This is a genomic window from Methylobacterium tarhaniae (assembly GCF_001043955.1).
Taxonomy (GTDB): domain Bacteria; phylum Pseudomonadota; class Alphaproteobacteria; order Rhizobiales; family Beijerinckiaceae; genus Methylobacterium; species Methylobacterium tarhaniae.
On the sequence record NZ_LABZ01000178.1, the window covers coordinates 24,326 to 50,813 of the forward strand.

The 26,488-nt window shown below is 70.9% G+C and carries 26 protein-coding genes, 1 tRNA gene and 3 pseudogenes; 18 read left to right on the forward strand and 12 right to left on the reverse strand.

Annotated features, from left to right (window positions below):
* Positions 1–10 precede the first annotated feature (10 nt).
* The 7 genes from VQ03_RS23020 (at position 11) to VQ03_RS23050 (ending at position 6,748) form a co-directional block, all read left to right on the forward strand.
* Positions 11–769, forward strand: a complete 759-nt coding sequence (locus tag VQ03_RS23020; RefSeq protein WP_048453237.1) for an alanyl-tRNA editing protein — start codon at positions 11–13, stop codon at positions 767–769.
* Between the two features lie 167 nt (positions 770–936).
* Positions 937–2,319: a class II 3-deoxy-7-phosphoheptulonate synthase gene (locus tag VQ03_RS23025; protein ID WP_048453238.1), complete on the forward strand. Its 1,383-nt coding sequence runs from the start codon at positions 937–939 to the stop codon at positions 2,317–2,319.
* Positions 2,320–2,606: 287 nt separating this feature from the next.
* Positions 2,607–2,682: transfer RNA gene (locus VQ03_RS23030), tRNA-Glu, on the forward strand.
* Positions 2,683–2,955: 273 nt separating this feature from the next.
* A complete protein-coding gene (locus VQ03_RS23035; RefSeq protein ID WP_280948503.1) occupies positions 2,956–5,082 on the forward strand; it encodes an Ig-like domain-containing domain in 2,127 nt (708 codons plus the stop codon).
* 116 nt (positions 5,083–5,198) lie between these two features.
* Positions 5,199–5,462, forward strand: a complete 264-nt coding sequence (locus VQ03_RS23040; protein ID WP_048453239.1) for a hypothetical protein — start codon at positions 5,199–5,201, stop codon at positions 5,460–5,462.
* Positions 5,463–5,547: 85 nt separating this feature from the next.
* On the forward strand, positions 5,548–6,219 hold the full coding sequence (gene deoC / locus VQ03_RS23045; RefSeq protein WP_157064215.1) for a deoxyribose-phosphate aldolase: 672 nt from the start codon (positions 5,548–5,550) through the stop codon (positions 6,217–6,219).
* 133 nt (positions 6,220–6,352) lie between these two features.
* Positions 6,353–6,748 carry a hypothetical protein gene (locus VQ03_RS23050; protein WP_048453241.1) on the forward strand — a complete coding sequence of 132 codons (396 nt, stop codon included), beginning with the start codon at positions 6,353–6,355 and terminating at the stop codon, positions 6,746–6,748.
* 75 nt (positions 6,749–6,823) lie between these two features.
* Here VQ03_RS23050 and VQ03_RS23055 read toward each other — a convergent pair whose 3' ends face one another.
* The 6 genes from VQ03_RS23055 to croR all read right to left on the reverse strand — a co-directional run bounded on the left by VQ03_RS23055 (position 6,824) and on the right by croR (position 12,642).
* Complete coding sequence (locus tag VQ03_RS23055; RefSeq protein WP_048453242.1) at positions 6,824–8,035, reverse strand: ABC transporter permease; 1,212 nt, start codon at positions 8,033–8,035, stop codon at positions 6,824–6,826.
* Positions 8,032–9,015 carry an ABC transporter ATP-binding protein gene (locus VQ03_RS23060; RefSeq protein ID WP_048453261.1) on the reverse strand — a complete coding sequence of 328 codons (984 nt, stop codon included), beginning with the start codon at positions 9,013–9,015 and terminating at the stop codon, positions 8,032–8,034. Before VQ03_RS23060 ends, VQ03_RS23055 begins: the two co-directional genes overlap by 4 nt.
* Positions 9,016–9,075: 60 nt before the next feature.
* A complete protein-coding gene (locus VQ03_RS23065; protein ID WP_048453243.1) occupies positions 9,076–9,498 on the reverse strand; it encodes a DUF2141 domain-containing protein in 423 nt (140 codons plus the stop codon).
* Positions 9,495–11,066: a phytoene desaturase family protein gene (gene crtI / locus VQ03_RS23070; protein WP_048453244.1), complete on the reverse strand. Its 1,572-nt coding sequence runs from the start codon at positions 11,064–11,066 to the stop codon at positions 9,495–9,497. Before crtI ends, VQ03_RS23065 begins: the two co-directional genes overlap by 4 nt.
* Positions 11,067–11,313: 247 nt before the next feature.
* Complete coding sequence (locus tag VQ03_RS23075; RefSeq protein WP_048453245.1) at positions 11,314–12,114, reverse strand: TrmH family RNA methyltransferase; 801 nt, start codon at positions 12,112–12,114, stop codon at positions 11,314–11,316.
* Positions 12,115–12,180: 66 nt separating this feature from the next.
* The gene (gene croR, locus VQ03_RS23080) at positions 12,181–12,642 is read right to left on the reverse strand and encodes a 3-hydroxybutyryl-CoA dehydratase (protein WP_048453246.1); all 462 of its coding nucleotides are present in this window, start codon (positions 12,640–12,642) and stop codon (positions 12,181–12,183) included.
* A gap of 431 nt (positions 12,643–13,073) precedes the next feature.
* On the opposite strand from croR, the gene VQ03_RS23085 reads away from it, so the two are divergent.
* Positions 13,074–14,744: a methyl-accepting chemotaxis protein gene (locus VQ03_RS23085; RefSeq protein WP_048453247.1), complete on the forward strand. Its 1,671-nt coding sequence runs from the start codon at positions 13,074–13,076 to the stop codon at positions 14,742–14,744.
* Between the two features lie 3 nt (positions 14,745–14,747).
* Here VQ03_RS23085 and VQ03_RS23090 read toward each other — a convergent pair whose 3' ends face one another.
* Positions 14,748–15,065: a hypothetical protein gene (locus VQ03_RS23090; RefSeq protein WP_048453248.1), complete on the reverse strand. Its 318-nt coding sequence runs from the start codon at positions 15,063–15,065 to the stop codon at positions 14,748–14,750.
* Between the two features lie 225 nt (positions 15,066–15,290).
* Here VQ03_RS23090 and VQ03_RS23095 point away from each other — a divergent pair, with 225 nt between their 5' ends.
* Positions 15,291–15,911: a cation efflux transmembrane domain-containing protein gene (locus VQ03_RS23095; RefSeq protein ID WP_425350085.1), complete on the forward strand. Its 621-nt coding sequence runs from the start codon at positions 15,291–15,293 to the stop codon at positions 15,909–15,911.
* Between the two features lies 1 nt (position 15,912).
* Here VQ03_RS23095 and VQ03_RS23100 read toward each other — a convergent pair whose 3' ends face one another.
* Complete coding sequence (locus VQ03_RS23100) at positions 15,913–16,419, reverse strand: RrF2 family transcriptional regulator (protein ID WP_053078708.1); 507 nt, start codon at positions 16,417–16,419, stop codon at positions 15,913–15,915.
* A gap of 351 nt (positions 16,420–16,770) precedes the next feature.
* Between VQ03_RS23100 and VQ03_RS23105 the strand changes: the two genes are divergently transcribed.
* The 5 genes from VQ03_RS23105 (at position 16,771) to VQ03_RS23125 (ending at position 22,357) form a co-directional block, all read left to right on the forward strand.
* Positions 16,771–17,007 (forward strand): DUF6894 family protein, encoded by a 237-nt coding sequence (locus tag VQ03_RS23105; protein ID WP_048453250.1) that lies wholly within the window; start codon positions 16,771–16,773, stop codon positions 17,005–17,007.
* Between the two features lie 147 nt (positions 17,008–17,154).
* A complete protein-coding gene (locus VQ03_RS23110) occupies positions 17,155–19,038 on the forward strand; it encodes a glycoside hydrolase family 15 protein (protein WP_280948504.1) in 1,884 nt (627 codons plus the stop codon).
* 127 nt (positions 19,039–19,165) lie between these two features.
* Positions 19,166–20,728 carry a methionine--tRNA ligase gene (gene metG, locus VQ03_RS23115; RefSeq protein ID WP_048453252.1) on the forward strand — a complete coding sequence of 521 codons (1,563 nt, stop codon included), beginning with the start codon at positions 19,166–19,168 and terminating at the stop codon, positions 20,726–20,728.
* Positions 20,725–21,537 carry a TatD family hydrolase gene (locus VQ03_RS23120; protein ID WP_245292176.1) on the forward strand — a complete coding sequence of 271 codons (813 nt, stop codon included), beginning with the start codon at positions 20,725–20,727 and terminating at the stop codon, positions 21,535–21,537. The genes metG and VQ03_RS23120 overlap by 4 nt, the downstream gene beginning before the upstream one ends.
* Positions 21,538–21,550: 13 nt before the next feature.
* On the forward strand, positions 21,551–22,357 hold the full coding sequence (locus VQ03_RS23125; RefSeq protein WP_048453253.1) for an MBL fold metallo-hydrolase: 807 nt from the start codon (positions 21,551–21,553) through the stop codon (positions 22,355–22,357).
* Between the two features lie 109 nt (positions 22,358–22,466).
* Here VQ03_RS23125 and VQ03_RS23130 read toward each other — a convergent pair whose 3' ends face one another.
* Together VQ03_RS23130 and VQ03_RS23135 are read right to left on the reverse strand one after the other, a co-directional pair.
* A complete protein-coding gene (locus tag VQ03_RS23130; protein ID WP_048453254.1) occupies positions 22,467–22,847 on the reverse strand; it encodes a cupin domain-containing protein in 381 nt (126 codons plus the stop codon).
* Complete coding sequence (locus VQ03_RS23135; RefSeq protein ID WP_048453255.1) at positions 22,844–23,044, reverse strand: hypothetical protein; 201 nt, start codon at positions 23,042–23,044, stop codon at positions 22,844–22,846. The genes VQ03_RS23130 and VQ03_RS23135 overlap by 4 nt, the downstream gene beginning before the upstream one ends.
* 211 nt (positions 23,045–23,255) lie before the next feature.
* On the opposite strand from VQ03_RS23135, the gene VQ03_RS23140 reads away from it, so the two are divergent.
* Positions 23,256–23,453 carry a hypothetical protein gene (locus tag VQ03_RS23140; protein WP_048453256.1) on the forward strand — a complete coding sequence of 66 codons (198 nt, stop codon included), beginning with the start codon at positions 23,256–23,258 and terminating at the stop codon, positions 23,451–23,453.
* Positions 23,454–23,723: 270 nt separating this feature from the next.
* Here VQ03_RS23140 and VQ03_RS32170 read toward each other — a convergent pair whose 3' ends face one another.
* Positions 23,724–24,554 carry an FkbM family methyltransferase gene (locus VQ03_RS32170; RefSeq protein WP_083468175.1) on the reverse strand — a complete coding sequence of 277 codons (831 nt, stop codon included), beginning with the start codon at positions 24,552–24,554 and terminating at the stop codon, positions 23,724–23,726.
* Positions 24,555–24,738: 184 nt separating this feature from the next.
* Between VQ03_RS32170 and VQ03_RS23145 the strand changes: the two are divergent.
* Both VQ03_RS23145 and VQ03_RS34745 read left to right on the forward strand, forming a co-directional pair.
* Positions 24,739–25,189 (forward strand): annotated as a pseudogene (locus VQ03_RS23145) (helix-turn-helix domain-containing protein); the annotation flags it as partial.
* A gap of 5 nt (positions 25,190–25,194) precedes the next feature.
* Positions 25,195–25,410: pseudogene (locus VQ03_RS34745) on the forward strand (helix-turn-helix domain-containing protein); the annotation flags it as partial.
* On the opposite strand, the gene VQ03_RS23150 reads toward VQ03_RS34745, so the two are convergent.
* Positions 25,405–26,316 (reverse strand): YbdK family carboxylate-amine ligase, encoded by a 912-nt coding sequence (locus VQ03_RS23150; protein ID WP_053078707.1) that lies wholly within the window; start codon positions 26,314–26,316, stop codon positions 25,405–25,407. The pseudogene VQ03_RS34745 and the gene VQ03_RS23150 overlap by 6 nt on opposite strands.
* Between VQ03_RS23150 and VQ03_RS23155 the strand changes: the two are divergent.
* A pseudogene (locus tag VQ03_RS23155) lies at positions 26,264–26,488 on the forward strand (glutamate-cysteine ligase family protein); the annotation flags it as partial. The gene VQ03_RS23150 and the pseudogene VQ03_RS23155 sit on opposite strands and share 53 nt — an antisense overlap.

Sequence of the window (26,488 nt, forward strand, 5' to 3'; positions counted from 1 at the left end):
ATCTCAAGAAATGAATGTCATCGGTGACACAAATAATCCTTTCTCGGAGCGGGTGTATTGGACCGATCCATACTGCAAGGAGGGAGCCGCTCGCGTCGTGAGACATGTCGGACCAGATGGGATCGTCCTGGACAGGACCATCCAATATCCGGAGGGAGGCGGACAACCGGGCGACACTGGCATCTTGCGGTTCGATCAGACAGAATCGGCTGTCGTCGCGACGGAGGAGGCTCCAAGCGGAGACGTCGTGCTCCGTCTGGAGAGTACCGCCACGCGACCTTCCGTCGGCACGCTCGCCGAGCAGGGGATCGACTGGGAGAGACGCTATCGGCACATGCGGGTCCATACGGCGCTTCACCTGCTGACGGTCGTTCTTCCGTTCCCCGTCATCGGTGGCCAGGTCTCGGCCGAGAAGGGGCGGCTGGACTTCAGGATGCCCGCGCCGCCGGCCAGTCGGGAGGAACTTGAGGAGCGCCTGAACGCGATGGTGGCCCGGGATGCGATCATCGCGACCGAATGGATCCCTGCGGAGGTCGTCGATGCCAATCCCGGCCTCGTGAAGACGCAGATGGTCCAGCCACCGGCGATGGCCGGCCGGGTGCGCCTCGTCCGGATCGGTTCGGGAGAGACCCTGATCGATCTTCAACCCTGCGGCGGCACCCATGTCGCTCGCACGGGCGAAATCGGCGCCATCCGTCTCGGAAAGATCGAGAACAAGGGCGCCGGAAGTCGTCGCGTGACGATCATGGTCGAAGCCCGGACGGGATGACGCGAGCGGCCCATCGGTCCGTCAGAGGCGGTCGGCCAGGCGTTCGCCCCGGGCCTGGGCGGCAAGCCCCGCTCGCCCCCCCTCGCCCTGCGGCCCAAACCCCCCTATAAGCCCGGCTTCCGCAACCGACCTGACCGGTTATCGAAGAGGTGCGGTAGGAGAGGACGATGAGCGAGCGTTGGACCCCCACGAGCTGGCGGCAGCTGCCGATTCAGCAGGTCCCGGATTATCCGGATTCCGCTTCCCTTGCGGCGGTGGAGCGGCAGCTCGCGAGCTTTCCTCCGCTGGTCTTTGCCGGTGAGGCGCGCAAGCTGAAGCAGAACCTCGCCAAGGTCGCGGCCGGCGAGGCGTTCCTGCTTCAGGGCGGCGATTGTGCCGAGAGCTTCGACGAGCATTCCGCCGACAACATTCGCGATTTCTTCCGCGTCTTCCTGCAGATGGCGCTGGTGCTGACCTTCGCGGGCGGCTCGCCGGTGGTGAAGATCGGCCGCATCGCCGGGCAGTTCGCCAAGCCGCGCTCCTCGCCGACCGAGACCGTCGACGGCGTCTCGCTGCCGAGCTACCGGGGTGACATCGTCAACGGCATCGGCTTCACGGAAGCCGAGCGGGTTCCCGATCCGCGCCGGCAGGTCGAGGCGTACCGGCAATCGGCCGCGACGCTGAACCTCCTGCGCGCCTTCGCGACCGGCGGCTACGCCAATCTCGAGAACGCGCATCGCTGGATGCTCGGCTTCGTCAAGGACTCGCCCCAGTCCTCGGCCTATGCCGACCTGGCCCAGCGGATGACCGAGACCCTCGACTTCATGCGGGCGATCGGCATCAACCCGGAGACGCACCAGGAGGTGCGCCAGACCGATTTCTACACCAGCCACGAGGCCCTGCTGCTCGGCTACGAAGAGGCGCTGACCCGGGTCGATTCGACCAGCGGCGACTGGTACGCCACCTCGGGCCACATGCTGTGGATCGGCGACCGCACCCGCCAGGCCGACCACGCCCATATCGAGTTCGCCCGGGGCATCAAGAACCCGATCGGCCTCAAATGCGGCCCGTCGCTGAAGGCCGACGACCTGATCCGGCTCGTCGACCTGCTCAACCCGGGCAATGAGGCCGGCCGCCTGACCCTGATCTGCCGCTTCGGCGCCGACAAGGTCGGCGACCACCTCCCCGCCCTGGTCCGGGCGGTGGAACGCGAGGGCCGCAAGGTCGTGTGGTCCTGCGACCCGATGCACGGCAACACCGTGACGGCGAGCGGCTACAAGACCCGGCCGTTCGAGCGGGTGATGAAGGAGATCCAGGGCTTCTTCGACATCCACCAGGCGGAAGGGACGCATGCCGGCGGCATCCACCTCGAGATGACCGGCAAGAACGTCACCGAGTGCACCGGCGGCGCCCGGGCGCTGACGGCGGACGATCTGCGCGACCGCTACCACACCTATTGCGACCCGCGCCTCAACGCCGAGCAGGCGCTGGAAGTGGCCTTCCTGACCGCCGATCTCGTCAAGCGCGAGCGCCGGCAGCACGAGCATCCCCGGATCGAGGCGGCCGAGTAGGCTCATCCCCGCATCGGGTCATGACGAGGCCCGGGACAGGTGCCGCTCTCGCGCGGTGCCCGTCCCGGGCCTTTTTCATGTCGGGAGCAGATCCCGGGCCGTTCTTGGCAGATGAAGGAGCGATCGCACCCCCGCGTGCCGGCCGCATCGCTCCGAAGGTTCCACCAACCGCCGGGGGAGACCGATGCCCTCGGCGGCGCATCTCCCGGATCCGGGCCGAGATAGCCGACGAAGAGGCTTGCGCCCGGGCCGGACCGTCGCTATACCGCCGCCATCCCGCCGGGCCAGCTCCCATCGTCTAGCGGTCTAGGACGTCGCCCTCTCACGGCGAAAACAGGGGTTCGAGTCCCCTTGGGAGCGCCACCGGCCGGATCATCCCGACATCGCTGATTGTCATGATCGCGCCGCGCGCTGCATGGCGTATGTGCGCGCGTCTGCCGCGATCCGGCGACCCTCCACGAAAGCGGTAGCGGGCCTCGCCCATCCCCACCCAAGGGATGCGTGCTCCAGCATCGTCCCTGCTGTTCTCATGTCTATCGGCCTGCTAAGCATCGGCCATACCAATAACCGATGAAGACGAGAGACGTGATGCGGCGGACGATCATGCGCCTGCTGGGAGCGGCGGTAGTGTGCCTGATGTGTGCGGCGACGGCCGGTCTCTTGTTTGATCATCTATCACCACGTGTCCTGGCATTGATGCCGATCGACGGCGCTGCCGAAGTCTATCCCGGGTTGCCGATTGCGATCGAATTCTCACGCCCGATGGCACCGGAGACGATCGGCCCTGCCGCCCTGTCCTTGCACGAGGACGGAGGTGCGGCCGTGCCGGTCGCGGTCGCGCTCGATGCCGGCCATCGGGTCGCCCGGCTGACGCCGCAGGGGCCGCTCAAGCCGGGTGCATCCTACCGGATCGCGGTCGGGACCGGGATCCGTCCGGCCGGCGCCCTCGGCCTTCCCCTGCGGGCGCCCGCGGAGGGACGCTTCACCGTGGCGACGGCGCCGAAGCTGCCGGCGTCGTCCGGCGCGCCGGTCCTGGTCGCGGTCGGCGACAGGAATCCCCTCGGGCCCTACTACGCCGAGATCCTGCGGGCGGAGGGGCTGAACCTCTTCTCGGTGGTCGCCCTGGAGGACCTCACGCCCGAGCGCCTCGCCCGCGCCGCCCTGGTGCTGGTGACCGAATCGCCGGGCCAGGCCCTGGCCGAGCGGCTCTCCGCCTGGGTGCAGGAGGGCGGCAACCTGATCGCGTTCCGGCCGGAGGGTGCCTGGCTGCCGCTGTTCGGCCTCGCCCCGGCGGGGAAGGCCGCGGCCGAGCCCGTCGCCGACCGTTACCTGCAGGTCGACGCGGAGGCGCCGGCCGCCCGCGGCATCGTCCGTCAGGCGATGCAGTTCCACGGGGCCGCCAGCCGCTACGCCCTGGAGGACGCGACAATCCTCGCCCGTCTCTCGACCGGGACCGAAACCCTGCCCTGGCCGGCGGTGTCGGTGCGCCGGGCCGGCCAGGGCCAGGCGGCGGCCTTCGCCTTCGACCTCGCCACCTCGGTGGTGCGTCTGCGCCAGGGCAACCCGGCCTTCGCCGGGCAGGAGCGGGACGGCCTGCCGCCCCGGCGGCCGAACGACCTCTTCTTCCCCGACTATCTCGATCTCTCGCGGGTTGCGATCCCGCAGGCCGACGAACAGCAGCGGCTCCTCGCCAACCTGATCGTGACGATGAGCGCCGAGCGCCTGCCGCTGCCGCGGGTCTGGTACCTGCCGGACGAGCGCCGCGCCGCGCTCATCATGGCGGGTGACGACCACGCCACCCGCCACGGCACCCTCGACGCCTACAAGCGCCTCGTCGCCGAGAGCCCGCTCGATTGCCGGCCCGAGGCCTGGGACTGCGCCCGGGCGACCTCCTACGTCACGCCGGATACGCGCCTCGCGGTCGAGCAGGCGCAGGCCTACGCGGCCCTCGGCTTCGAGACGGCGATCCACGTCGATACCGGCTGTCGCGACGTCGATGCCGCCGCCCTGGGCCTGGCGCTGAGCCGTCAGGCCGGCGGCATCGGGCGGCAGCTCGGCCTGCCGGCCCAGACGACGCACCGCCTGCACTGCGTCGCCTGGAACGGCTGGGCCGACACCGCCAAGATCGAGCGCGCCGTGGGGATTCGCCTCGACCTCGGCTACTATTACTGGCCCGGCTCGTGGATCCGCCGGCGGCCGGGCTTCATGAACGGCTCCGGCTTTCCGATGCGCTTCGCCGACCTCGACGGCCGCATCCTCGACATCTACCAGGCCGCCAGCCACCTCGTGAACGAGAACGGCGTCGATCAGGCGCGCGGCATCGCCGCCATGCTCGACCGGGCCCTCGGCCCCGAGCAGTTCTTCGGCGCCTTCGGCACCCATTACGATTACACCGACGGCTATTTCGACCGCCTGGTCACCGCCGCCCGCGAGCGGGGCGTCGCGATGATCTCCTCGGCCCAGATGCTGCGCTGGCTCGACCGCCGGGAGGCGACCCGGTTCGAGGCCCTGGCCTGGAACGGGCACGACCTGACCTTTCGGGCCCGCCTGGAGGACGGGCCGGAGCGGGTGACCGGGATGCTGCCGGTCTCGGCCCTGTCCCACCGCCTCGCGGCGATCACCCGCGGCGGCCAGCGGGTGCCGTTCCGGATCGAGACCATCAAGGGTCTCGACTACGCCCTGTTCGAGCTGGAAGCGGGCAGCTACGCCGTGCTCTACGACGAGAAGACCTCGGCGATGCCGCTCCCGGCCCGGCTGCGCTGACGACGTGCGGCGCCCTGCGTCACCGGGAGGCGTGCACGATCCCGGGAGCCCGGGCGTTGGGCCGGGCACGCGTCCTCGCATCCCGCGGGGCCCGCCCTGGCCCGAGACCCGACCCGATGGCTGCCGAGACCCACGCCCTCTCCGACCGCGCCCTGTCGATCTTCGCCTTCGCGGCCTATCACCACCTGATCAGCGGACAACCGATCAGCTCCGTGGTGCGGCGGGACGGCAGCGGCCATCGCGCCGATCCGGACGGGGTGGCGGAGGTGGAGGCGCGCGGCCTCGCCACCTTGAGCGACGACGAGATCACCTTCACCGCGCCCGGCATCGCCTTCGTCGAGGCGGTGGTGGCGGCGATCCGTCAGGCGAGCGGGCGTTGAAGGCCCGCGGCCCGCTTGACGGCCCACGCGCCGCGATGGGAAGCCCTGCCGGGCGGCTGCAGGGCCGCCTCGGAGGATTCTCGCCTTGGACGCGCCCGGCCTCGCCGGCCTGATCGACCACACGCTCCTGCGCGCCGACGCGACCGCGGCCGAGGTGCGGCGCCTGTGCGAGGAGGCGTCGGCGCACCGCTTCAAGGCGGTCTGCGTCAACCCGGTCCATATCGGGCTGGTGGCGGAGATCCTGGCGGGTGGCGACGTCGCCCCCTGCTCGGTCGTCGGTTTCCCGCTCGGGGCCGTCCCGCCGGAGGACAAGGCCGTGGAGGCCGCCGGCGCGGTGCGCCGCGGCGCCGCCGAGATCGACATGGTGATCGCGCTGGGCGCCCTGAAGGACGGGGATCGCGCCGCTGTCCGGGCCGACATCGCGGCGGTCCGGGCGGCCTGCCGGGGGCGGATCCTGAAGGTCATCATCGAGACCTGCCTGCTCGACGAGGCGCAGAAGCGGCTCGCCTGCACCCTGGCGGTCGAGGCGGGAGCCGATTTCGTCAAGACCTCGACGGGCTTCTCGACCGGCGGCGCCACGGTGGCGGACGTCGCCCTGATGCGGGCGACCGTGGGCGACGCGGTCGGGGTCAAGGCGTCGGGCGGCGTGCGCAGCCTGGAGGCCGCCCGCGCCCTGATCGCTGCGGGTGCGAACCGGCTCGGGACGAGTTCGGGCGTGGCACTGGTGACCGCGGGGGTGGCGGGCGGGTCGTACTAAGCAGATTTCGCAACAATGGTCGCCGGTTTTGCGACAAAAATCTGCGACCGAACAAGAACCTGAGCGGACGAAGCGTTGGCTTGCCGACGCAAGTCCGCTTAGGCTGCGCTCATCCGAATCCGGACACCCGACGATGCGTCTCCCCCTCGCTTCCCTGCTGCTCCTCGGCGCGCTCGCCGCCCCGGCCCTCGCCCAGACGACCGCCCCGGCCCCGAACCCGTTCGGCCCCGGCGCGGCGAAGCCGACCCAGGCGCCGCCGCCGAACCCGCCCGCCATCCCGGCCAAGCCCGCGGCCCCGGCGCCGACCACCCAGGCGCCCGCCCCGCGCGCGCCGGCCGCCGGCGCGATCTATCCCACCGCCATCGCGCCGAAATACGCCAAGGAGCCGGCCGGCAGCGCCCGCCAGCATACCTGCCTCGACCAGTACAACGCCAACAAGGCGGCCGGCGGCGCCGGCAATGGCGGCCTGAACTGGATCGAGAAGGGCGGCGGCTACTATTCGGAGTGCAACAAGCGGCTGAAGGGCTGAGACCGCGCGGTGGAGCCGGAGGCTCCACATGCTCGAGCGGAGCCGATTTCCCGCGGGGAGGCGTCAGCCTCCCCCTCACGCCCGCGCCGGGCCGAGGGCCGGCCGCGCCGTCAGGGCGAGCGCCGTGCCCAGGCCGGCCGCGGCCAGCAGCCCCAGCACCAGCCAGGCCGGCCAGGCGGCCCCCGCCCCCTCGGCGAGCGCCGCCTGGTAGGCCTCGATCGCCCAGGCATTGGGGGTGAGCCAGCCGAGGCTCTGGAGCCAGGGCGGCATCAGGAAGCGCGGCACCATGCTGCCGCCGACCGCCGAGAGCAGCAGCACCCCGAAGGTCGAGACGAGGTGGGCCTGCTGGCGCGTCCGCGCCGCCGCGCAGGCGGCGAGGCCCAATCCCGCCGCCATGGCGGCGACCAGCACCCCGGTCACGAGCCAGGCCGCGGCATGCGGCCCGACCGAGACGCCGTAGAGGAGCGCCGCCGCGCCGAAGATCAGCGCGCCCTGCGCGGTGCCCTGGAGCACCAGGAACAGGAACTTGCCGAGCACCACCACCGGCAGGCCGCCGGGGGCGGCGGCGAGGCGGTCGGCGATGCCGGACTGGCGCTCCTCGACCAGGGAGAGGGCGCCCTGCATGGCGGCGAAGAGCAGGAACACCGCGGCGATCGCCCCGGCATAATAGGCGACCCGGGCGTTGCCGCCAGTCTGACCATCCCTGCCTTCCGGCGTCGAGGTCCGGGCGATCAGGGCGGCGAAGGAGAAGGCCTCGCGCTTCTCGCGGCTCTCCGCGAAGGCACGATCGAGGAAGGCGCGCTCGTCCGGCCCGATCTTGCCGGTGCGCTCGACATCGGCGACGACCCGCGACAGGACCACGTCGGGCAGGGCCTCGTTGAGCACCCGTTGCACCTGGCCGAGCGCGATCGGGGTGGCCAGCGCCCGGGCCGGGCTCTCGACGACGAGGATCGGCGCGTCGCCGGCGCCGCTCCCGGCCGCGAGGTCGCCGCGCAGCACCAGGGCGACATCGACCTCGCCCCGGCGCACCGCAGCCGCGGGATCGCCGTGCAGGAGCACCGTGCGCAGGGCCGGATCGGCCTCGAGAGCGGTCACGAGGCGCGCGGTCGTGGCGGTGCGGGCCTGGTCGAGGAGCCCGACCTGGATGCGGATCCGCTCGCCGACGGCGCCGGAGAAGATCGCCGCGAAGACGCAGAAGATCACCGTCGGCAGCACGAAGGCCATCACCAGGGCGGCGCGGTCACGCCACAGGGTGAGCAGCATCACCCGGAACGAAGCGACGATCATGCGGGGACCTCCGCGGCGGCGCGGACGGGACGTTCGGGAGGGTTCTCCGCCGTCACGTCGCGGTAGAGGACGTCGAGGCCCGGCTCGCGCACCCGGATCTCCCGCACCGGCACGCCATGGCGGCGCAGATGCGCGAGGAGCGCCGCGCCGTCGCGCCCGCCTGCCACCGCGTCGCCGGCCCGCCAGCTCGCCTGCCAGGTCAGGGGCGAGGCCGGGTGGAAGCCCGCCTGGCGCAAGGCGGCCGCGGCGGGCGGGCCGGCGGCCTCGGCGAGCGCCACCTCGTGCTCGGGGGGGCCGGCGCGCAGGCCGGCGAGCAGGGCGGCGAGGCGCCCGTCGAGGCGCAGCGACCCGCCCTGCAGCACCAGGACCCGATCGGCCAGGCGCTCGGCCTCGGCGAAATCGTGGGTGGCGATCAGGACCGCCGCCCCGGATTCGGGCAGCCGTTCGAGCACGGCGTGGATCGCCGCCCGGGCGGCCTGGTCGACGCCCTGCGTCGGCTCGTCGAGGAGGACGAGGGCGGGCTCGCAGAGGAGGGCCACCGCGATGTTGGCCCGGCGCTGGTAGCCGCCGGAGAGCACGCCGACGAGGCGGGACGCGACGTCGTCGAGGCCCCCCCGCGCCAGGGCCCGGACCACCGCCGGCTCCCGCGCCGCCCGGGGCAGGCCGGCCAGGCGCGCGAACACTTCGAGGTTCTCCCGCACGGTCAGGCGCGGGTAGAGGGCGATCTCCTGCGGCACCCAGGCGATGGCGCGCCGCACGCCCGGCTCGCGCCCCGGATCGCCCCCCGCCACGCGCACGCGGCCGCGGCTCGGGACGAGGCGGCCGGCCAGGAGCCGCATCAGCGAGGTCTTGCCCGCGCCGTTGGGGCCGAGCAGAGCCGCGGTCTCGCCCCGCGCCAGAGCCAGGTCGATCCCGTCGAGGACCCGCTGGTTCCGGTACGAGAAGGCGAGATCGCGGACTTCCGCTGCGGGATCGGGCATCATTCCGTCACCACAGCAGAGGTTTGCGGCATTCCGAGGGATGGCCACCGCCGGGATGCGCTACCGGGCCGGCAGGGCGCGGGTGAGCCGCACCCGCAAGTTCGCGCCCGGCTCAAGCAGGCGGAAGGCGGCGGCGGAAAAATCCGGCCGGCCGCGGCGGCCGGCGCCGTTCGAGAAGCCGTAGGGCTCGGTCGGCAGGCCCAAGGAGGTGCGGCCGAGGCGCCCGTCGCCGTCGAGATCCTGGAACGCCGCCACCGCATAGGTGCCCGGCGGGACGTCGGAGAAGCCGAAGCGCAGGCTCGGGCCCGCGGCAGGCCCGCTCTGGCCGATGCGGCAGGCTTCCTCGGCGAGCGATCCGGTGCAGAGCGCGACGAAGACCCGGCCGGCCCCCGGCTCGACCCCGTCGACCTCGACCGAGAGGTCCGCCGCTTCGGCCGGAGCCGCCAGGATCGCGAGGGCGGCGGCGAGAAGGACGCGCCTCACGAGGCTTCCCCGAGGCTCGGCGCCGCGGCGAGCGGCATCCCCCGGGCGGGAGCCGGCTGCAGCGCCAGATCCTCGGCCATCAGCCGCGCGGTGATGCGGGCGCCCTCGTAGATCACCGGCAGGCCGGAGCCCGGATGGGTGCCGCCGCCGACGAGGTAGAGCCCGGGCCCGAACCGGTTGTGCGGCCGGAAGTAGAGCATCTGCCCGAGATCGTGGGAGAGGTTGAAGGTCGCGCCCTCGTGCACCGCGAACTCGTCGCGCCATTGGGTCGGGTCGACCACGCGCTCGTAGCGGATGCGCGATTCGATGTCGGTGAGACCGAGCTTCTCCAGGCGCTTGAGCACCAGCGCCCGGTAGGACGGGCCGACGCTCGCCCAGTCGATCCCGGCGCGCAGGTTCGGCACCGGCACCAGCACGTAGAGGCTGGTATGGCCCGGAGGCGCCATGCCGCCGTCGGTGTAGCCGGCATGCTGGACGTAGATCGAGGGCTGCATCGGCAGCACCCCGTCGGAGACCTCGCGGATGTTGCGGGCGTAATCCTCCGACAGGAGGATCGTGTGGTGGCCGAGGCTCTCCGGCATCCGTCCCTCGATGCCGAGATAGAGCATGTAGGTCGAGCAGGAGAGGCGGGCCTTCGCGACCTTGGCGTTCCGCCAGCGCGGCCGGCGCGCCTCGGGCACGATCTCGGGCACCACCTTGGCGAAGTCGCCGTTGATGACGACCGCATCGGCGGCGATCCGCTCGCCCCCGGCCTCGACCCCGACGGCGCGTTGGCCCTCGAACAGCACCCGGTCGACGGAGGTGCCGAGCTTGATCTCGACGCCGAGGCGGCGGGCGAGCCCGGCCATCGCCTCCGACACCGCGCCGCAGCCGCCCACCGGGTGATAGACCCCGTGCTCGTATTCGAGGAAGCTCAGGATGGTGAACAGGCTCGGGCACCGGAACGGCGACATCCCGAGGTATTTCGTCTGGAACGAGAAGGCGAGGCGGACCCGCGGATCCTTGAAGTAGCGCTTCAGATCGCGGTCGACGGTGGCGTGCGGACGCAGGAGCGGCAGGGCCGCCAGCATCGCCGGGGAGACGAAGCTGCGGATCGAGTCGCAGGCCTGCTGCAGCACCGGAATGAAGGCCGCGAGCTTGCGGCGGTTGTCGTCGAGGAAGCGGCGGACGTTTTTCGCGTCGTCGGGCGCGATGCGGGCGATCTCGGCCTCGAGCCGCGCCACGTCCGGCGTCGCCCGGACCTCGCCGCCGCCCTCGAAGACGAGGTGGTACTGGGGATCGAGCCGCTCGAGGGTGAGATGGTCCTCCAGCCGCTCGCCGCAGGATTCGAAGATGTCGGCCAGGATGCGGGGATAGAGGAAGAAGGTCGGCCCGATGTCGAACTTGTAGCCGCCCGGCGCGGTCACCGTGCGGGTGCGCCCGCCGACGCTCTCCTCCTTCTCGATCACCGTCACCTGCACGCCGTCGCGGGCGAGCATCAGCGCCACCGCGAGGCCGCCCGGCCCCGCACCGACCACCACCGCCCGCCGCCCCGACAGGGTGCGGTACCCATCCCGCGGCTGCAACAACGCCCCACCTCCTGCCAGACCCGACGGTGTCCCGTGCGTACGGCCTAGTTGTGGTGCGCGGCGGTGAGCCGGCAATGGCTGCGCATTGTCGCGGTGGGCCGGGATTGGATATTTTCCCTGTGGTGTGGCGGGCCGGTTCGCCGTGACGGCGGGCGGCCTCGAGAGGAGCCTCTTGCCGGATGATCGTGCCGGACGATGCAGTACCGGCCGCGCGGGGAGGGCCCTTCGCTCCCTAAGGGAAGCGAGATCAGGCCTCCGCCAGCCGTCCCCCGCCGAGCCGGTGCAGGGCCACCGCTCCCGCCACCGCGACGTTGAGCGAATCGACCCCCGGCGCCATCGGGATCGCCACCCGGCGGGCGCGGGCCATCAGCGCCTCGGGCAGGCCGGGGCCCTCGGTGCCGAGCAGCAGCAGCGCCCGGGGCAGGGGCGGCAGGGTCGTGATGGCCTCGCCCCGGGGCGAGAGGGCGAGGGGCGTGAGGGCCTGGCGCGTGCAGAGGTCGAGGAGCGCGTCGCCGGTGGGGAGACGGGCGAAGGGCACGGTCAGGCTCGTGCCGGCCGAGACCCGGATCGCCTTGCGGTAGAGCGGATCGCAGGTCTCCGCATCGAGGAGCACCGCGTCGGCCCCGAAGGCGGCGGCGTTGCGAAAGATCCCGCCGACATTGTCGTGGTTGGCCAGCCCCACGAGGCCGACGAGCAGGGCCGGGCCCGGAGGCACCAGGGCGTCCGGCGACGGCTCCGCGCCGCGCAGGCCCAAAGCCAGCACGCCGCGATGGATGGGAAAGCCCGCCACCGCCCCCATCACCGCCCTGGAGGCGAGGTAGACCGGCGCGTCGAGGCCGGCCAGAGCCGGCGCCAGCCCGGGCAGGCGCTCGGGCGAGAGCAGCACCGACTCGACCCGGAACCGGGCGCGGCCCGAGAGCAGCACCCGCAGCACCACCTCGCCCTCGGCGATGAAGCGCCCCTCGCGGCCGACGAGGTCGCGCTCGCGCATCCGCGTATAGGCATCGAGGCGCGGGTCGCCGGGATCGTCGATCGGGATGGGGGTCATCTCGGGCCCGGGATACCCTCGACCCGAGATCCCCTCAACCCGGAATTCCCTCACCCCAGGATTCCCTCAGCCCTTGCGGGCGGCGAGGGGATCGGATTCGGCCTTCGTCGGCACCTTCACCAGGGCCTCGCCGTCGAGCACCGTCTCGCCGTTGACGGAGCAGGTGCAGGTGAGGCGGGCGCGGCGGCGCTCCGGCACCAGCTCCGCCACCTCGACGGTGACGTCCACCGTGTCGCCGATGCGGACGGGGGCGCGGAAGTTGAGGCTCTGGCTGATATAGACCGCGCCCGGGCCGGGCAGGCGGGTGCCGAGCACCGCCGAGATCAGCCCGGCGGTGTAGAGGCCGTGGGCGATGCGGGTGCCGAACGGCGTGCGGGCGGCGAAGTGCTCCGAGAGGTGGATCGGGTTGCGGTCGCCGGTGATCTCCGCGAAGCCGACCACGTCGGAGGCCGCGATGGTCTTCGACAGCGTCTCGGACAGGCCGACGCTCAGGTCCTCGAAGTACAGCACGCGCAGTTCGGGCATCATCGGCGTCGCTCCCGCTCCATTGGGTGCCGCGGCCGCAGGGGACGGCCGGGCGCTCGCGGCTCGGCGCCCCGGCCGGGATCATCGGGGTCGCACGGGACGGGGGCGGAAATCCAGTGGCGAAAGGTCGGAGGCGGCGGACCGGCAGCGGGCCGCCGCGGGGGCGGGGGCCCCATCGGTCTTTCGCATCCCGCTTCTCCCGGCACTTGCCCTAACGAAACAAGGTCGTTCCCTGAACTTCGGAATCTCGGCTGCGTCGTGCTTCATTGCGTCAATGAAAAGACATTCCGTCGTCCCGGTCGATCAAGCATCGCCGCGACTTGATGCGCCGGAGGTCGCCCCCCGATTGCGAAGCGGAAGGCGATTAATCGAATCTTAGCGATAATAGGCGACAAGGGCCGCCTTCTCACCGATCGAGACCGGCGGTCCTTGCCATGCGCCTATCCCTGAAGAGCGGCCTGACCGGCCTGTTCGGGATCCTCCTCCTGCTGACCCTGGCCCAGGGCGGCGTTTCCCTGTGGAAGCTCGACGCGATCGAGACCCGCATCGCCAAGCTCGCCGACGACGCGGTGCCCTCGATCAACGAGGCGCACGCCATCAACGCCCTGGTGATGCGCGCCCGGCTATGGCAGTTCCGCTTCATCACGGCCGAGGACGAGGCCGAGAAGTCGCTCTCGGCGAAGAACTTCGCCGAGATGGACGGCGCGCTCGACGGGCGGATGGCGCATTACCGGACGCTGGTCAGCTCCGCCGCCGAGCGGGAGACCTTCGACGAGCTGACGGCGAAGCTCGCCGCGTTCCGGGCCGATTGGGCCCGCCTCAAGGGGCTCCCGAGCCAGGCCGAGGTCGATGCCTTCTTCCGCGGGCCGATGAACAAGACCTACCGGGCGACGATCGACATCGCGGCCAAGCTCGTCGGCCTCAACGCCGCCGCCGGCACGGCCGCGGGCGAGGCCGCCCGGGCCGAGCGGGTGGAGGCGACCCGCACCACCGTGGCGATGTTTTCCGTCTCGGTCCTCGTCACCCTCGCGGCGGTGATGTTCTGCCTGCTGCGCATCGTCCGGCCGCTCGGCCGCATGACCGACGCCATGCGCCGCCTCGCCGAGGGCGACGCCGAGACCGCGATCCCCGGCGCCGGGCGCCGGGACGAGCTCGGCGCCATGGCGGGGGCGCTCGCGGTGTTCCGCGACAACATGATCCGCACCCGCCGCCTGGAGGAGGAGACCGCGCTCGCGCGGGCCGGGGCCGAGGCCCAGCGCCGGCAGGCGACGCGCGAGATGGCGGACGCCTTCGAGCGGGCGGTCGGCGGCATCGTCGGCGCCGTCACCGCCGCCGCCACCGAGCTGCAGGCCACCGCCCAGACCATGACCGCCACCGCGCAGGAGACCGCCGGCCAGTCGAGTGGCGTCGCCGCGGCGGCGGCGCAAGCCGCCGCGAATGTCGGCACCGTGGCGGCGGCCACCGAGGAGCTCGGCGCCTCGGTCCAGGAGATCGGCCGCCAGGTCGACGGCTCGGCGCGGCTCGCCGGCGCCGCCGTCCGCGAGGCCGGCGAGAGCGCGACCCAGGTCCGGGCGCTGACCGAGGCGACGGCGCGGATCGGCGACGTGGTCGGGCTGATCTCGTCGATCGCCGCCCAGACCAACCTCTTGGCGCTCAACGCCACGATCGAGGCGGCCCGGGCCGGGGCGGCGGGTCGCGGCTTCGCGGTCGTCGCCGCCGAGGTCAAGGAACTGGCCGGCCAGACCGCCAAGGCTACCGAGGAGATCACCGGCCAGATCGCGGCGATCCAGGCCTCGACCGGCCAGGCGGTCGGCGCGATCGGCGCGATCACGGCCCGGATCGAGGAGATCTCCGGCGTCGCCACCTCGATCGCGGCGGCGGTGGAGGAGCAGGGTGCGGCGACCCAGGAGATCGTCCGCAACGTCTCGCAGGCGGCTCACGGCACCGGCGAGGTGACGACGACCATCGCCGGCGTCGCCCGGGCGGCGGACGAGACCGGTGCGGCGGCGAGCCAGGTGCTGGGCGCCGCGAGCGAGCTGTCGCGCCAGTCCGAGCACCTCTCGGCGGAGGTGGCGCGCTTCCTCGATACGGTGCGGGCGGCGTGAGCGTCATCCGCCGAAGCGGCCACGCTCCGGCGGATGAGACTTGGTGCACCTCACAAAATTCCCGCTGCGCTGATCGTGCAACCGGCGCAGCGTCGCGCGCTCGGAGACGAACTGGCCGGCATCGAGGTGCGGGAACAGCTTCAGGACGGCGCGGCCGTCCAGGTCGACGACGAGATTCGTCCCGGTGCGGAAGGGAATCGGCTCGCCCGCCGGAACGTTCGCCGCCCGCGCGATATCGCGGACGACAGGACGCCAGAGATCGGGCGTCGCGCGCCACCGCGCGAAGGCCTGACTGTCGGCGATGAAGGGACGGTCGCTCATTCTCGCGCCGAACTCGTTCTCGCCCCGAAGCCGTGGTGCCCCGCTCTCAGCCGGCTTGCGATGGCAGGCCAACGCGTCGCCCGCTGAGGGTATCGGTGTGTCGCGGATGGTTGTCGCAAAACCGGCAACCACTCTCGCGAAATCTGCTGATCCGAGGGCGGTACCCCACCCGCGCCGGCCCTCTGGCCCGACGCTTCCGATCGGGGCATAGACGCCGGGCTCGTCCTGCCGCGAGGTCCGCCCGTGACCGTCTCCGACACCGATCCTGCCCTGCGCGACACCGTGGGCTGCGTCGCCCTGCTCAATCTCGGCTATTTCGGGGTCGAGGCGGCGGTGGCGGTGGCGATCGGCTCCGTCGCCCTGGTGGCCGACAGCGTCGATTTCCTGGAGGATGCGGCCCTCAACCTCCTGATCGTCGCCGGCCTCGGCTGGCGGCCCGCCGCCCGGGCGCGGCTCGGCACGGTGATGGCCGGCATCCTGCTGCTGCCGGGGCTCGCGGCGCTCTGGACCGCCTGGCAGAAGATCGGCGCCTTCGCGGCCCCGGCGCCGGTGCCGCTGACCCTGACGGGCCTCGGCGCGCTCGCCGTCAACCTCGCCTGCGCCATGATGCTGGCCCGCCACCGCGAGGGGCGCGGCAGCCTGACCCGGGCGGCCTTCCTGTCGGCCCGCAACGACGCGGTCGCCAACGTCGCCATCGTGGCGGCCGGGCTCGTCACAGCCGCGACCGTGTCGCCCTGGCCCGACCTGGTGGTCGGGCTCGGCATCGCGGCGATGAACGCCGACGCGGCGCGCGACATCTGGCAGGCCGCCGCCGCCGAACGCCGGGCCGCCCGGGACGCTGCCTGACTCAAGAGGCCGACCCCGACGGTTCCTGCGCGCCCGGATCCGTCTCGCGCCCGATCAGCTCCCGCAGGGCGGCCCCGGTCGGGCCGGCGAGCACGTCGGCGAGGGTGAAGCGGTCGAGCTCGCGCACGAAGCTCCGCTCGGCCGCGTCGAGGGCGTGCTTCAGCAGGCACCGGCCGGCGAGCGGGCAGGGGCCGCGGGCGCATTCGACGAGGCAGCCGAGCCCCTCAAGTTCCGCCACCACGGCGCCGAGCCGCACCTCCGCCGGCGGGCGGGCCAGGCGCACGCCGCCGGCGCGGCCCTGCCGCGCCTCGATGTAGCCGGCGCCCGTGAGCCCGCGCGCCACCTTCTGGAGATGGTGCAGCGACACCCCGAAGGCGCGGGCGACCGCCGGCGTCGTCGTCCAGGCGCCGGGCTCCACCGCCCCGAGATAGAGCAGCAGGCGCAGCGACAGGTCGGTGTGGAGCGAGAGCCGCAGGGCGCTGTCCTTCTCTCCGCGACGCGCCGTCACGGCACGCTCCCGGGCCGAGCCGCGGCGCTCCCGGCGCACCAGCCTACAGCATGGTGGGTCGTGCGAGAAAGACATGCGCACGGTTGCATCGCCGCCGAACGGACGCGACCGGGGCGAATCGCCGGGCCTGGTGGCGCAGCGACGCCGCGAGCGCCAATAGACGCCGCCGCAATCTGGTAAATCTTATACTTGTTTGTGCCGATAGGGAAATTCGCAATCGATAAACATTTGCGAGAGCGGCAATGGCCATTGCATCCTAGTGAACCATCACGGCGGCCCCGATCGGCAGGGCTGATCGGTGGGTTCCGGGGCATCCGGTCCGGTGGCCTTCTCACACCATTGGGGCAACCCGTGCCGCACTACTTCTTCGACATCAACGACCACGACCTGTCGCACCGCGACGAGGAAGGCAGCGAGTGGCCGAACCGCGACGCCGCCCGGGCGCATGCCATGCGGATCCTGGCCGACATCGCCCGCGACGAGGCCCGCCGCCAGGACCGGCTTCACCTGTTCGTGACCATCCGCGACCAACACCGGACCGTCCTCGCCATCGCGTCCCTGGCCGTCGCCTGCACTTGGCTAGATTAGCTGGCTGGCTTAGCCCCGCCGGCCGGACCGGACTCCGCGGCCGGGCTCCGGCCGCGTCCCGCCCGATCGATCGGGGCCGAGGATGCGGCGCATACCGTCGCGCCCCGAAACCGCCCTCCCGACGAACCGTTACCCCCGCGCTTTAACCTGTGTTGGCAGCGAGGCGACGTGACGGACCGGCCGATCGAGGACTACGCCATCATCGGCGATACCTGCACGACGGCGCTCGTCGCCCGCGACGGATCGATCGACTGGCTGTGCTGGCCCTGCCACGACAGCCCGGCCGTGTTCCTGCGCCTCCTCGACGAGGACAAGGGCGGGGCCTGCGAGATCCTGCTCGAGGATGTGCGCGAGACGCACCGGCGCTACCGGCCCGGCACCACCATCCTGGAGACTACCTTCGTCACCGCGACCGGCCGCCTGACGCTCACCGACTTCATGCCGCTGCACCCGCTCGACGCGGTGCCCGACGAGGGCCCGGACGGCGCCCCCCACGGCCGGATCGTGCGCCTCGCCACCTGCGAGGCCGGCACGGTGGCGGGCCGCTTCCGGGTGCGCCCGACCTTCGACTATGCTCGCGACGGCGCCGCCCTCGAGCCCGAGGCGGGCGGGACGGTGCTGTGCCGGCGCCTCTCGACGCCGGAGGGCGTGCGCGTCGCCGCGACGGTGCCGCTGACGGTCGCCGGCGACCGGGTCGAGGCGGCCTTCCGCCTGAGGGCCGGGGAGGGCGCGTCCCTGGTCCTCTCCCACCGCGAGGACGACGACGGCGATGCCGGGAGCGCCGCGGCGAGCCTCGCGGCGACGCAGGCCTACTGGGAGGAATGGTCCGGGCGCTGCACCTATGACGGACCCCACCGCGACGACGTGCTGCGCAGCGCGCTCGTGCTCAAGCTCCTGACCCACGCCCCTTCGGGCGGAATCATCGCGGCCGCCACCACCAGCCTGCCGGAGGCGGTGCCCGGCACCCGCAACTTCGATTACCGCTACGTCTGGATGCGGGATGCGAGCTTCACCGTCACGGCCTTCGTCAATCTCGGCTACGTGCGCGAGGCGGCGGAGTTCCTGCGCTTCCTGCGCGACGCCGACCGGACCCGCGGCCGCGACCTGAAGCTGATGTACGGCATCAACGGGCGCGTGCCGGAGGAGGAAATCCTCGATCACCTGCGCGGCTGGCGCGGGGTCGGGCCGGTGCGGATCGGCAACGCGGCCTCTAGCCAGCACCAGTACGACATCTACGGCGAGTTCCTGGTGGCGCTCCACGCCTTCCTCGACGCCGTGGATTACGACCCGCCGGTGAAGGTCAACGACCATTTGCCCGAGGCGCTGGGGCACCTGACCGACCACGTGATCCGCTGCCGCCACGCCCCCGACCACGGCATCTGGGAGATGCGCGACGAGACGCGCCAGATCCTGCACACCAAGGGCATGCTCTGGGTCGCCCTCGACCGGGCGGTGCAGATCGCGCAAGCCATCGACGTGGCGAGCCCGGAGCGGATCGCGGAATGGCGCCGGGTCGCCGCCGAGATCCGGGCCGAGTACCACGAGAAGGGCTGGAACAGCCAGGTCGGCGCCTACACCCAGGCCTACGGCTCGGACGACCTCGACGCCGCGGTCCTGCGCACGGTCCTGTTCGGGGCCTTCGACGCCCAGTCGCCCCGGGTCGCCGCGACCCTCGCGGCGGTGAGCGCCGGGCTGGGCGACGGCGACCTGGTCTACCGCTACCGCAACGCCGACGGCTTCGACCATCCGGAGGCGACCTTCGCGGCCTGCGCCTTCTGGCGCGTCGGCTGCCTGGCCCTGGCCGGGCGCACCCACGAGGCCGAGCCGCTCTTCGCCCGGCTGCTTCAACGCGGCAACGACCTCGGGCTCTTCGCCGAGGAGATCGACGCGAGGACGGGCGAGCAGCGCGGCAACGTCCCGCAGGGCTTCACCCACATGGCGATCATCAACCACGCGGTGCGCCTCGACCGGGCGGCGCGGCACGCGCAAGCCCGCACCGACGAGCCCTGCCAATGGGCGGTGGGCGCTTGAGAGCGGCGCGGAAACGCCGCCGGAGGGGTGGGCACCGCCGCCCGAATTTGCTCTAAGGCTCGGGAAGGGGGCGCTCCTCGCGGCGCTCCTCGCCGATTCCGAAGCCAACTATCCGGGAACCCAAGTCGTGGCGGGCGAGCCGTACTTCATCACCACCGCCATCTCGTACCCCAACGGGGTGCCGCATATCGGGCACGCCTACGAGGTGATCGCTGCGGACGCCATCGCGCGCTTCAAGCGCCTCGACGGCTACGACGTGTTCTTCACCACCGGCACCGACGAGCACGGCCTCAAGATCCAGCAGACCGCCACCAAGGCCGGGATCAGCCCGCGCGCCTTCGTGGACGACATGGCGCCGCGCTTCCGCGCCATGGCCGAGCGGCTCGACTGCTCCTTCGACCGCTTCATCCGCACCACCGACGCCGACCACATCGCCTCCGCCCAGGCCCTGTGGCGCCGGATGGAGGAGAACGGCGACATCTACCTCGCCAAGTATGCCGGCTGGTACTCGGTCCGCGACGAGGCCTATTACGACGAATCCGAGCTGGTCACGGCGCCGGACGGCAGCCGCCGGTCCGAGAAGACCGGGACCCCGGTCGAGTGGGTCGAGGAGGAGAGCTACTTCTTCCGGCTCTCGGCCTATGGCGAGCGGCTGCTCGCCCATTACGAGGCGAACCCGGACTTCATCGGCCCCGACAGCCGCCGCAACGAGGTCGTGAGCTTCGTCCGCTCCGGCCTGCAGGACCTGTCGGTCAGCCGCACCACCTTCGACTGGGGCGTGCCGGTGCCGGGCAAGCCCGGTCACGTGATGTATGTCTGGGTCGACGCGCTCACGAACTACATCACGTCCTGCGGCTTCCCGGACGAGGGCGACCCGCGCTGGCGCCACTGGCCGGCCGACCTCCACGTCATCGGCAAGGACATCATCCGCTTCCACGCGGTCTACTGGCCGGCCTTCCTGATGTCGGCCGGGCTGCCGGTTCCCAAGCGCGTCTTCGGCCACGGCTTCCTGCTCAACAAGGGCGAGAAGATGTCGAAGTCGGTCGGCAACGTCGTCGACCCGGTGGGCCTCGCCGACATCTACGGCGTGGACCCCTTGCGCTACTTCGTGCTGCGCGAGGTGCCGTTCGGCCAGGACGGCAGCTACTCGCACGAGGCGATCGTCAACCGGCTCAACGCCGACCTCGCCAACGACCTCGGCAACCTCGCCCAGCGCTCGCTGACCATGATCGCCCGCAATTGCGGCGGCCAGGTGCCCAAGTCTTCCTCGACGACGTCGGGCGAGCCCTCGACGGCCGACCGGGCGCTGCTCGCGCTCGCCGACGCGCTGCCGGAGAAGGCGAGGGCGGCCATGCAGGACCTCGCCCTGCACACGGTGCTCGCCGAGATCTGGGCCGTGGTGGCGGAGGCCAACCGGTACTTCGCCGGCCAGGAGCCCTGGACCCTGCGCAAGACCGACCCGGCCCGGATGGAGGCGGTTCTGTACACCACCGCCGAGGTGCTGCGGGCGGTCGGCATCCTGGTCCAGCCCTTCATCCCGAACGCGGCCGCCCGGCTCCTCGACCTGCTGGCGGTGGCGCCGGACGCGCGCCGTCTCGCCGATGTCGGAGCGGACAAGCGGCTCGTGCCCGGGACGGCGTTGCCGGCGCCGAGCCCGATCTTCCCGCGCTACGTGGAGCCCGAGGCGTGAGCCTGGTCGACAGCCCCCAAGGCGTGAGCCTGGTCGATAGCCATTGCCACCTCGATTCCCCCGGCCTCGCCGAGCGGCTGCCCGAGGTGCTGGCCCGCGCCAAGGCGGCCGGGATCGGCCGGATGGTGACGATCTCGACCCGGGTGCGCCGGTTCGAGACCTACCGGCACTTGAGCGAGGCGCATCCGGAAATCCTGTTCACGGTCGGCACCCACCCGCACCAGGCGGGCGAGGAGCCGGACGTGACGGCCGGCGAGATCGTCGCGCTGTCGCGCCACCCGCGCTGCGTCGGCATCGGCGAGGCCGGGCTCGACTACCATTACGACTACGCCCCGCGGGACGTGCAGCGGAACGTCTTCCGCACCCATATCGCGGCGGCGCGGGAGAGCGGGCTGCCGCTCGTCATCCACGCCCGCGAGGCCGACGAGGACATGGCGGCCATCCTCACCGAGGAGATGGCCAGCGGGCCCTTTCGCGCGGTGCTGCACTGCTTCTCGTCGGGCCGGCGCCTCGCCGAGGTAGGGGTGGAACTCGGCCTGTTCGTGTCGTTCTCCGGCATCGTCACCTTCCGCAACTCGGACGAGATCCGGGCCATCGCCAAGGCCGTGCCGCGCGAGCGCCTGCTCGTCGAGACCGACGCGCCCTACCTGGCGCCGGTGCCGCACCGGGGCCGGCCGAACGAGCCGGCCTTCGTCGCCGACACCGCCCGGGTGCTGGCCGAGACCGTGGGCCTGAGCGCCGACGACCTCGCCCGGCTCACCACCGACAACTTCTACCGCCTGTTCGACAAGGCCGCCGCGCACCGCTGAGGGCTCCTCATCCATGCCGACCCTGACCCTTCGCATCCTGGGCTGCGGCTCCTCGGGCGGCGTGCCGCGGGTCGGCTACGGCTGGGGCGCCTGCGACCCGGCCGAGTCCCGCAACCGGCGCCGGCGCTGCTCGCTCCTGGTCGAGCGCCGGGATGCCGAGAGCGACGCCACCACCGTGCTCGTCGACACCTCGCCGGACCTGCGCGAGCAGCTCCTCGACGCGAACGTGACGCGCCTCGACGGGATCCTGTTCACCCATTCGCATGCCGACCACACCCACGGCATCGACGACGTGCGCCCGCTGGTGATCCACATGCGCCGGCGCATCCCGGTCCATGCCGATGCCGAGACCTCGGAGCTGCTGCGGGCCCGCTTCGCCTATTGCTTCACCTCGCGGCCGGGCAGCCTCTACCCGCCGATCCTCGACCTGCATGCGCTGGAGACCGGCGCGCCGGTGACCGTCGAGGGCGCGGGCGGTCCCGTTACCGCCACGGCCTTCGCGATGGAGCACGGGCCCGAGAAGGCCTTGGGCTTCCGCTTCGCCGATGCGGCCTACGCGCCGGATGTCAGCACCATGCCGGAGGCCGCCAAGGCCCGCTTGCGCAACCTCGACCTCCTGATCATCGATGCGCTGCGCGACACGCCGCACCCGACCCATTTCTCGGTGCAGGACGCCCTGGCGCTGATCGAGGAGGTGGCGCCCCGCCGCGCCATCCTGACCAACCTCCACACCGACCTCGATTACGGCGACTTGAGCCGGCGCCTGCCGCCCGGGGTGGTGCCGGCCTATGACGGGCTGACGGTCGCGGTCGACGCCTGATCCGGTTTCCGGACGATCCGTCCGGAAACCGGATCGGCAACCCCGCACGGCGCCTGAGCGAAGCCGACTTCCGCATCGCGAAAGCGATCGCGCAGCCATCGCCGAGCGATCAATCGGAAACAGCATGATCGGGGGGCTGGAGATGGACCGCGAGCCAGACCGACGGCGCGTCGGGGCTCGTCCACGCGACCCGGTGGCGCAGATGCGCCGGGATGAACAGTTGGTCGCCGGGGGCGAGGCGCCGCGGCTCCGGCTCGCCGGCGATCTGCAGGCCGGCGCTGCCCGAGAGCAGCACCACCCACTCGTCCCAGGGCTGGTCGTACCAGAAGCCCGGCGGGCTGGCCTGGCCGGTGGAGACGATCCGCTCGATGCGGGCCTGCGGGGCTTGGGCCAGGAGGTCGATCATCTCGTCGGCCTGGGGCGTCGCGGGCAGGCCGGCGAGGAGGTTGGCGGTCGGCGGAGCCGCTCTTTGCCCGGGATCGCTCGTCATGGCGCATCGTCGCTCGCGAATTCGCCCCGGGCCGCTTGCGCGAGGGACTTGGCGAACGACGCCTTCTCCTCAGCGCTGGGAACGACGAGGCCCCGCTCGTCGCCCAGGACAGCCAGCATGGTGCGGGCAACCTCGTCCTGCGTTTCAGGCGAGAGGCTGCGGACGCGCTCGATTGCTTGTTCGAGGAGTTCGGTCATGACACCATCATGCACGCGATCCGCGTCGGCACGAAGGGAAACCCGTAGCGCCTTGGACCCGCTGGCACCCACCCCGGAGGTCCCCGATCCGGCTTCTCGTTCCATAATGCTAATTATGCGAATCACAGGTACAGGCGCCGGATTGAGATGTCCCACCTGAGCCAAGGTGGAATGGCACACTCCCCCGTTTTGCGGGACGCGGGAGGCCGCCATGGGGTGGGTCCTGATGAGCGAGCGCGAGTTGCACCGGGTCGGGGTGCTGCAGGCGGTGCGGGCGGGTCGCCAGACCGTCACCGCCGCGGCCCGGACCCTGGGGATCAGCCGGCGGCAGGCACTACGTTCCGCCACCAAGCAGTTAGGTTGGCTGATGGAGCGCGGCGTTACAGTACGGACAGCGCCGCAGGAGTGACCTGTTCAGGTTGTCGAGGATGGCTCGCCCAATCGCGGGCATTGTAGGATGAGGTGGTGGACTGGCGGTCCTTTTTTCCGCCCTACCGCGTGGAGGCGTGGAGATCGCCGGCCGCACGCCGCTGCAGCTCGGTCTCGCCCTCGTGGCTTGGAACCTCTGTTGCTTAAACGCCCGCGGCGACCGCCGTGGCATTTTCGAGGGTTAGTCTTGAGCGATTTTTATTTCGGAAAGGCCGAGCACATACAAGTATATGCTCGGCTAAAGCTTATATTATCGCTTATTTCCTACTCTCTCAAAATATTTTACCATCATTTGATTGAAGCCGTAATGATTCATGACGTGATTTTTGACAAATATTATATTATATTGATGTTCGAATTCAAAGTCGCGAGCGACGGGTACAAAACCGAATGTGTGCAAAAATTCCTCCACATCCTGCGCCAGCCACTGACCAGACCAGTTCGGCTTCTCCTCGACTTCGACAATGATACTATGCGTTTTTTTCAGCGTTTCGGTTGCGCCGCCCAGTGCCTGTTTCAATGCTCCTTCGACATCAACCCACGCAGAGAAATCATCCAGGGCAAATTGCGATTTATTGAGAAATGAATCGAGCGTTACCGTATCGACCGACACAGTTTCGTATTCTATGTTTTTGTAAACTTCATGGGCATCGCTGACATTTCTTTTTAGAATACTATCGTCGCCCTTGATGGGTGACGCTTCTGATCCGCCACGCTTTCGTTGGATTTGAAAATTCAATGATCCGTTATCAACATCGGAAACGGCAAGGTGATGATATTCGATATTGTTTGCCGCGAAATCATATTCTGAAGTAAAATGTTTGAAATTATAGGGGTTTGCCTCGAAAGCGATGACCTTCGATGCGGGATGCAAATGGCGAGCTGTTTTCGAGAACCATGCATCAAATGCCCCAAACTCCAGAAATGTTTTTGGCTTGATAAAAGATTGGAGATCAAAAAATAGATCTTTTAGTACATTGTGCGAATATCCGCGACCTTCTACGGTCGACAAGTCAAACAAGGCTGCCGTTTGCAGGAGATTGAATCTTGAAGTTTGCATATCGATTTCCCTGTAAGGCATGCCGTGTCCTCAAATAGCAATGATTTAGGGCTGGTTACTATCTGAGGCACCCTCCCGGCCATCTGTAGGTTCGCTGGGTCGGCTGCCAGAGCCTCTATGTGGATTTACACGCTTTGTATAGGTTCCAAGTGCATTGCCGCATTCGGAGGATTCACGGGAGGCCTGAGCCGTGAGACTCTGCGGCATGGCTCAGGCTGTCTGCGTGATCCCCCAGCGCCGCCGACCTGGCGCGCCTGTCGGGCATTGTCGCCGATCGGGCGCGGTCTCTCAAGCACATCCAGCGCGCCCGCATCGTCCTGCGCCCGGTCGAGCGCCTTTCCGTTCTGAAAGTCGACCAGCAGGCGGGCGTCAGCCGGCCAGCCGTCTGGCGCTGGCAGCAGCGCTACGCCGAAGCGGGCGTCGAGGGCCTCTTGCGCGACAAGACCCGCTCGCCCGGCAAGCCGCCCCATCCCACCGACACCGTCGCCAAGGTGCTGGCCCTCACCTGCTCCGAACCACCCGGTGAGGTCACCTACTGGACCGGCCGCGCCCTGGCGCAGGCCGTCGGGATCTCCCTGCGGTCGGTCCAGCACATCCGGGACACCCATCGCCTCCAGCCGCATCGGGTCCGCAGCGTCAAGCGCTCGAACGATCCTGGTCCTTGAGCGAGGCGATGCGCCGGCTGGAGGCGGGCTTCGGCGTCCGACTCCTCGACCGGACGACCCGCAGCGCCGCACCGACCGAGGCCGCGGCGCGGCTGGTCCTGCCCGGGATCGTCCCGCCCGTCCTCGCCGCCTATCCCGAGATCCACCTCGACATCGTCGCCGAGGACGGGTTCGTCGACGTCCTGGCGGCGGGGTGGCACCCTGCCCTACGCCGCCCGGCCCTCCGTCTCCCGCGCCAGCGCGTCCACCACCGCGGCGATGCCGGCCGCATCCTCGCCGTCGTCGCCCCGCGCCGCGGCGTAGGCGGCGCGCTGGCGGTCGGCGCTGGTGCCGTCCCGGGCGATGCGGCGGGCCTCGTCGAGGGCCTCGGAACAGCCCAGGGCCTCGGCGTCCTCGGCCACGAGCGCCAGCACCGTCTCCAGGGCCTCGCCATAGGGCAACGCGCGCGCCTCTCCCGCGTCGATCAGGGCGGCGCGCACGCCGTCGCGCTGGGCCCGCCACAGGTTCTCGCGGATCACCGCCCGGGCGACCCCGTCGAGGCCGGCATTCAGGTCGGGCCGGCGCTCGGCGGCGCGCACGAGGCAGCGATAGAGGCCCGCGATCGCCACCGCGTCGTCGACCCGGGTGCAGCTGTCGGCGATGCGCAATTCCAGCGTCGGATAGCGGATCGAGGGCCGCAGGTGCCACCACAGGAAGCTCGCATCCTCGATCGCCCCGGCCGCCTGCATCACCGCGACGTAGCGCTCGAACTCGGCGGCCGATGAGAACGGGTCGGGCAGGCCGGTGCGCGGCATCTCGCCGAACACGCTGAGGCGGTAGCCGCACAGGCCGGTGTCGCGCCCCTGCCAGAACGGCGAGGAGACCGAGAGCGCGAGCAGCGCCGGCAGGAAGGGCAGCAGCCGGTTCATCAGGTCGACCCGGTCGTCGGGCCGCGCCACCTCGACATGGACGTGCATGCCGCTGACCAGCGTGCGCTGCCCGACCATCCGCACCTCGTCGAGGATGCCGTGGTAGCGCGCCCCGTCGGTCGGGCGCTGCGCGTCCCAGGCGGCGCCCGGATGGGTGCCGGCGCTGCTCGCGCTCTCGGTCTCCTCGCCGTTCTGGCAGGGGCGCGACACCGGCCTGTGCGGCTACCGCCTCAGCGTGTTCGGCGAGATGCCGCGCACCGGCCTGCCCGACCCGTTCTCATCGGCCGCCGAGTTCGAGCGCTACGTCGCGGTGATGCAGGCGGCCGGGGCGATCGAGGATGCGAGCTTCCTGTGGTGGCACCTGCGGCCCTCGATCCGCTAT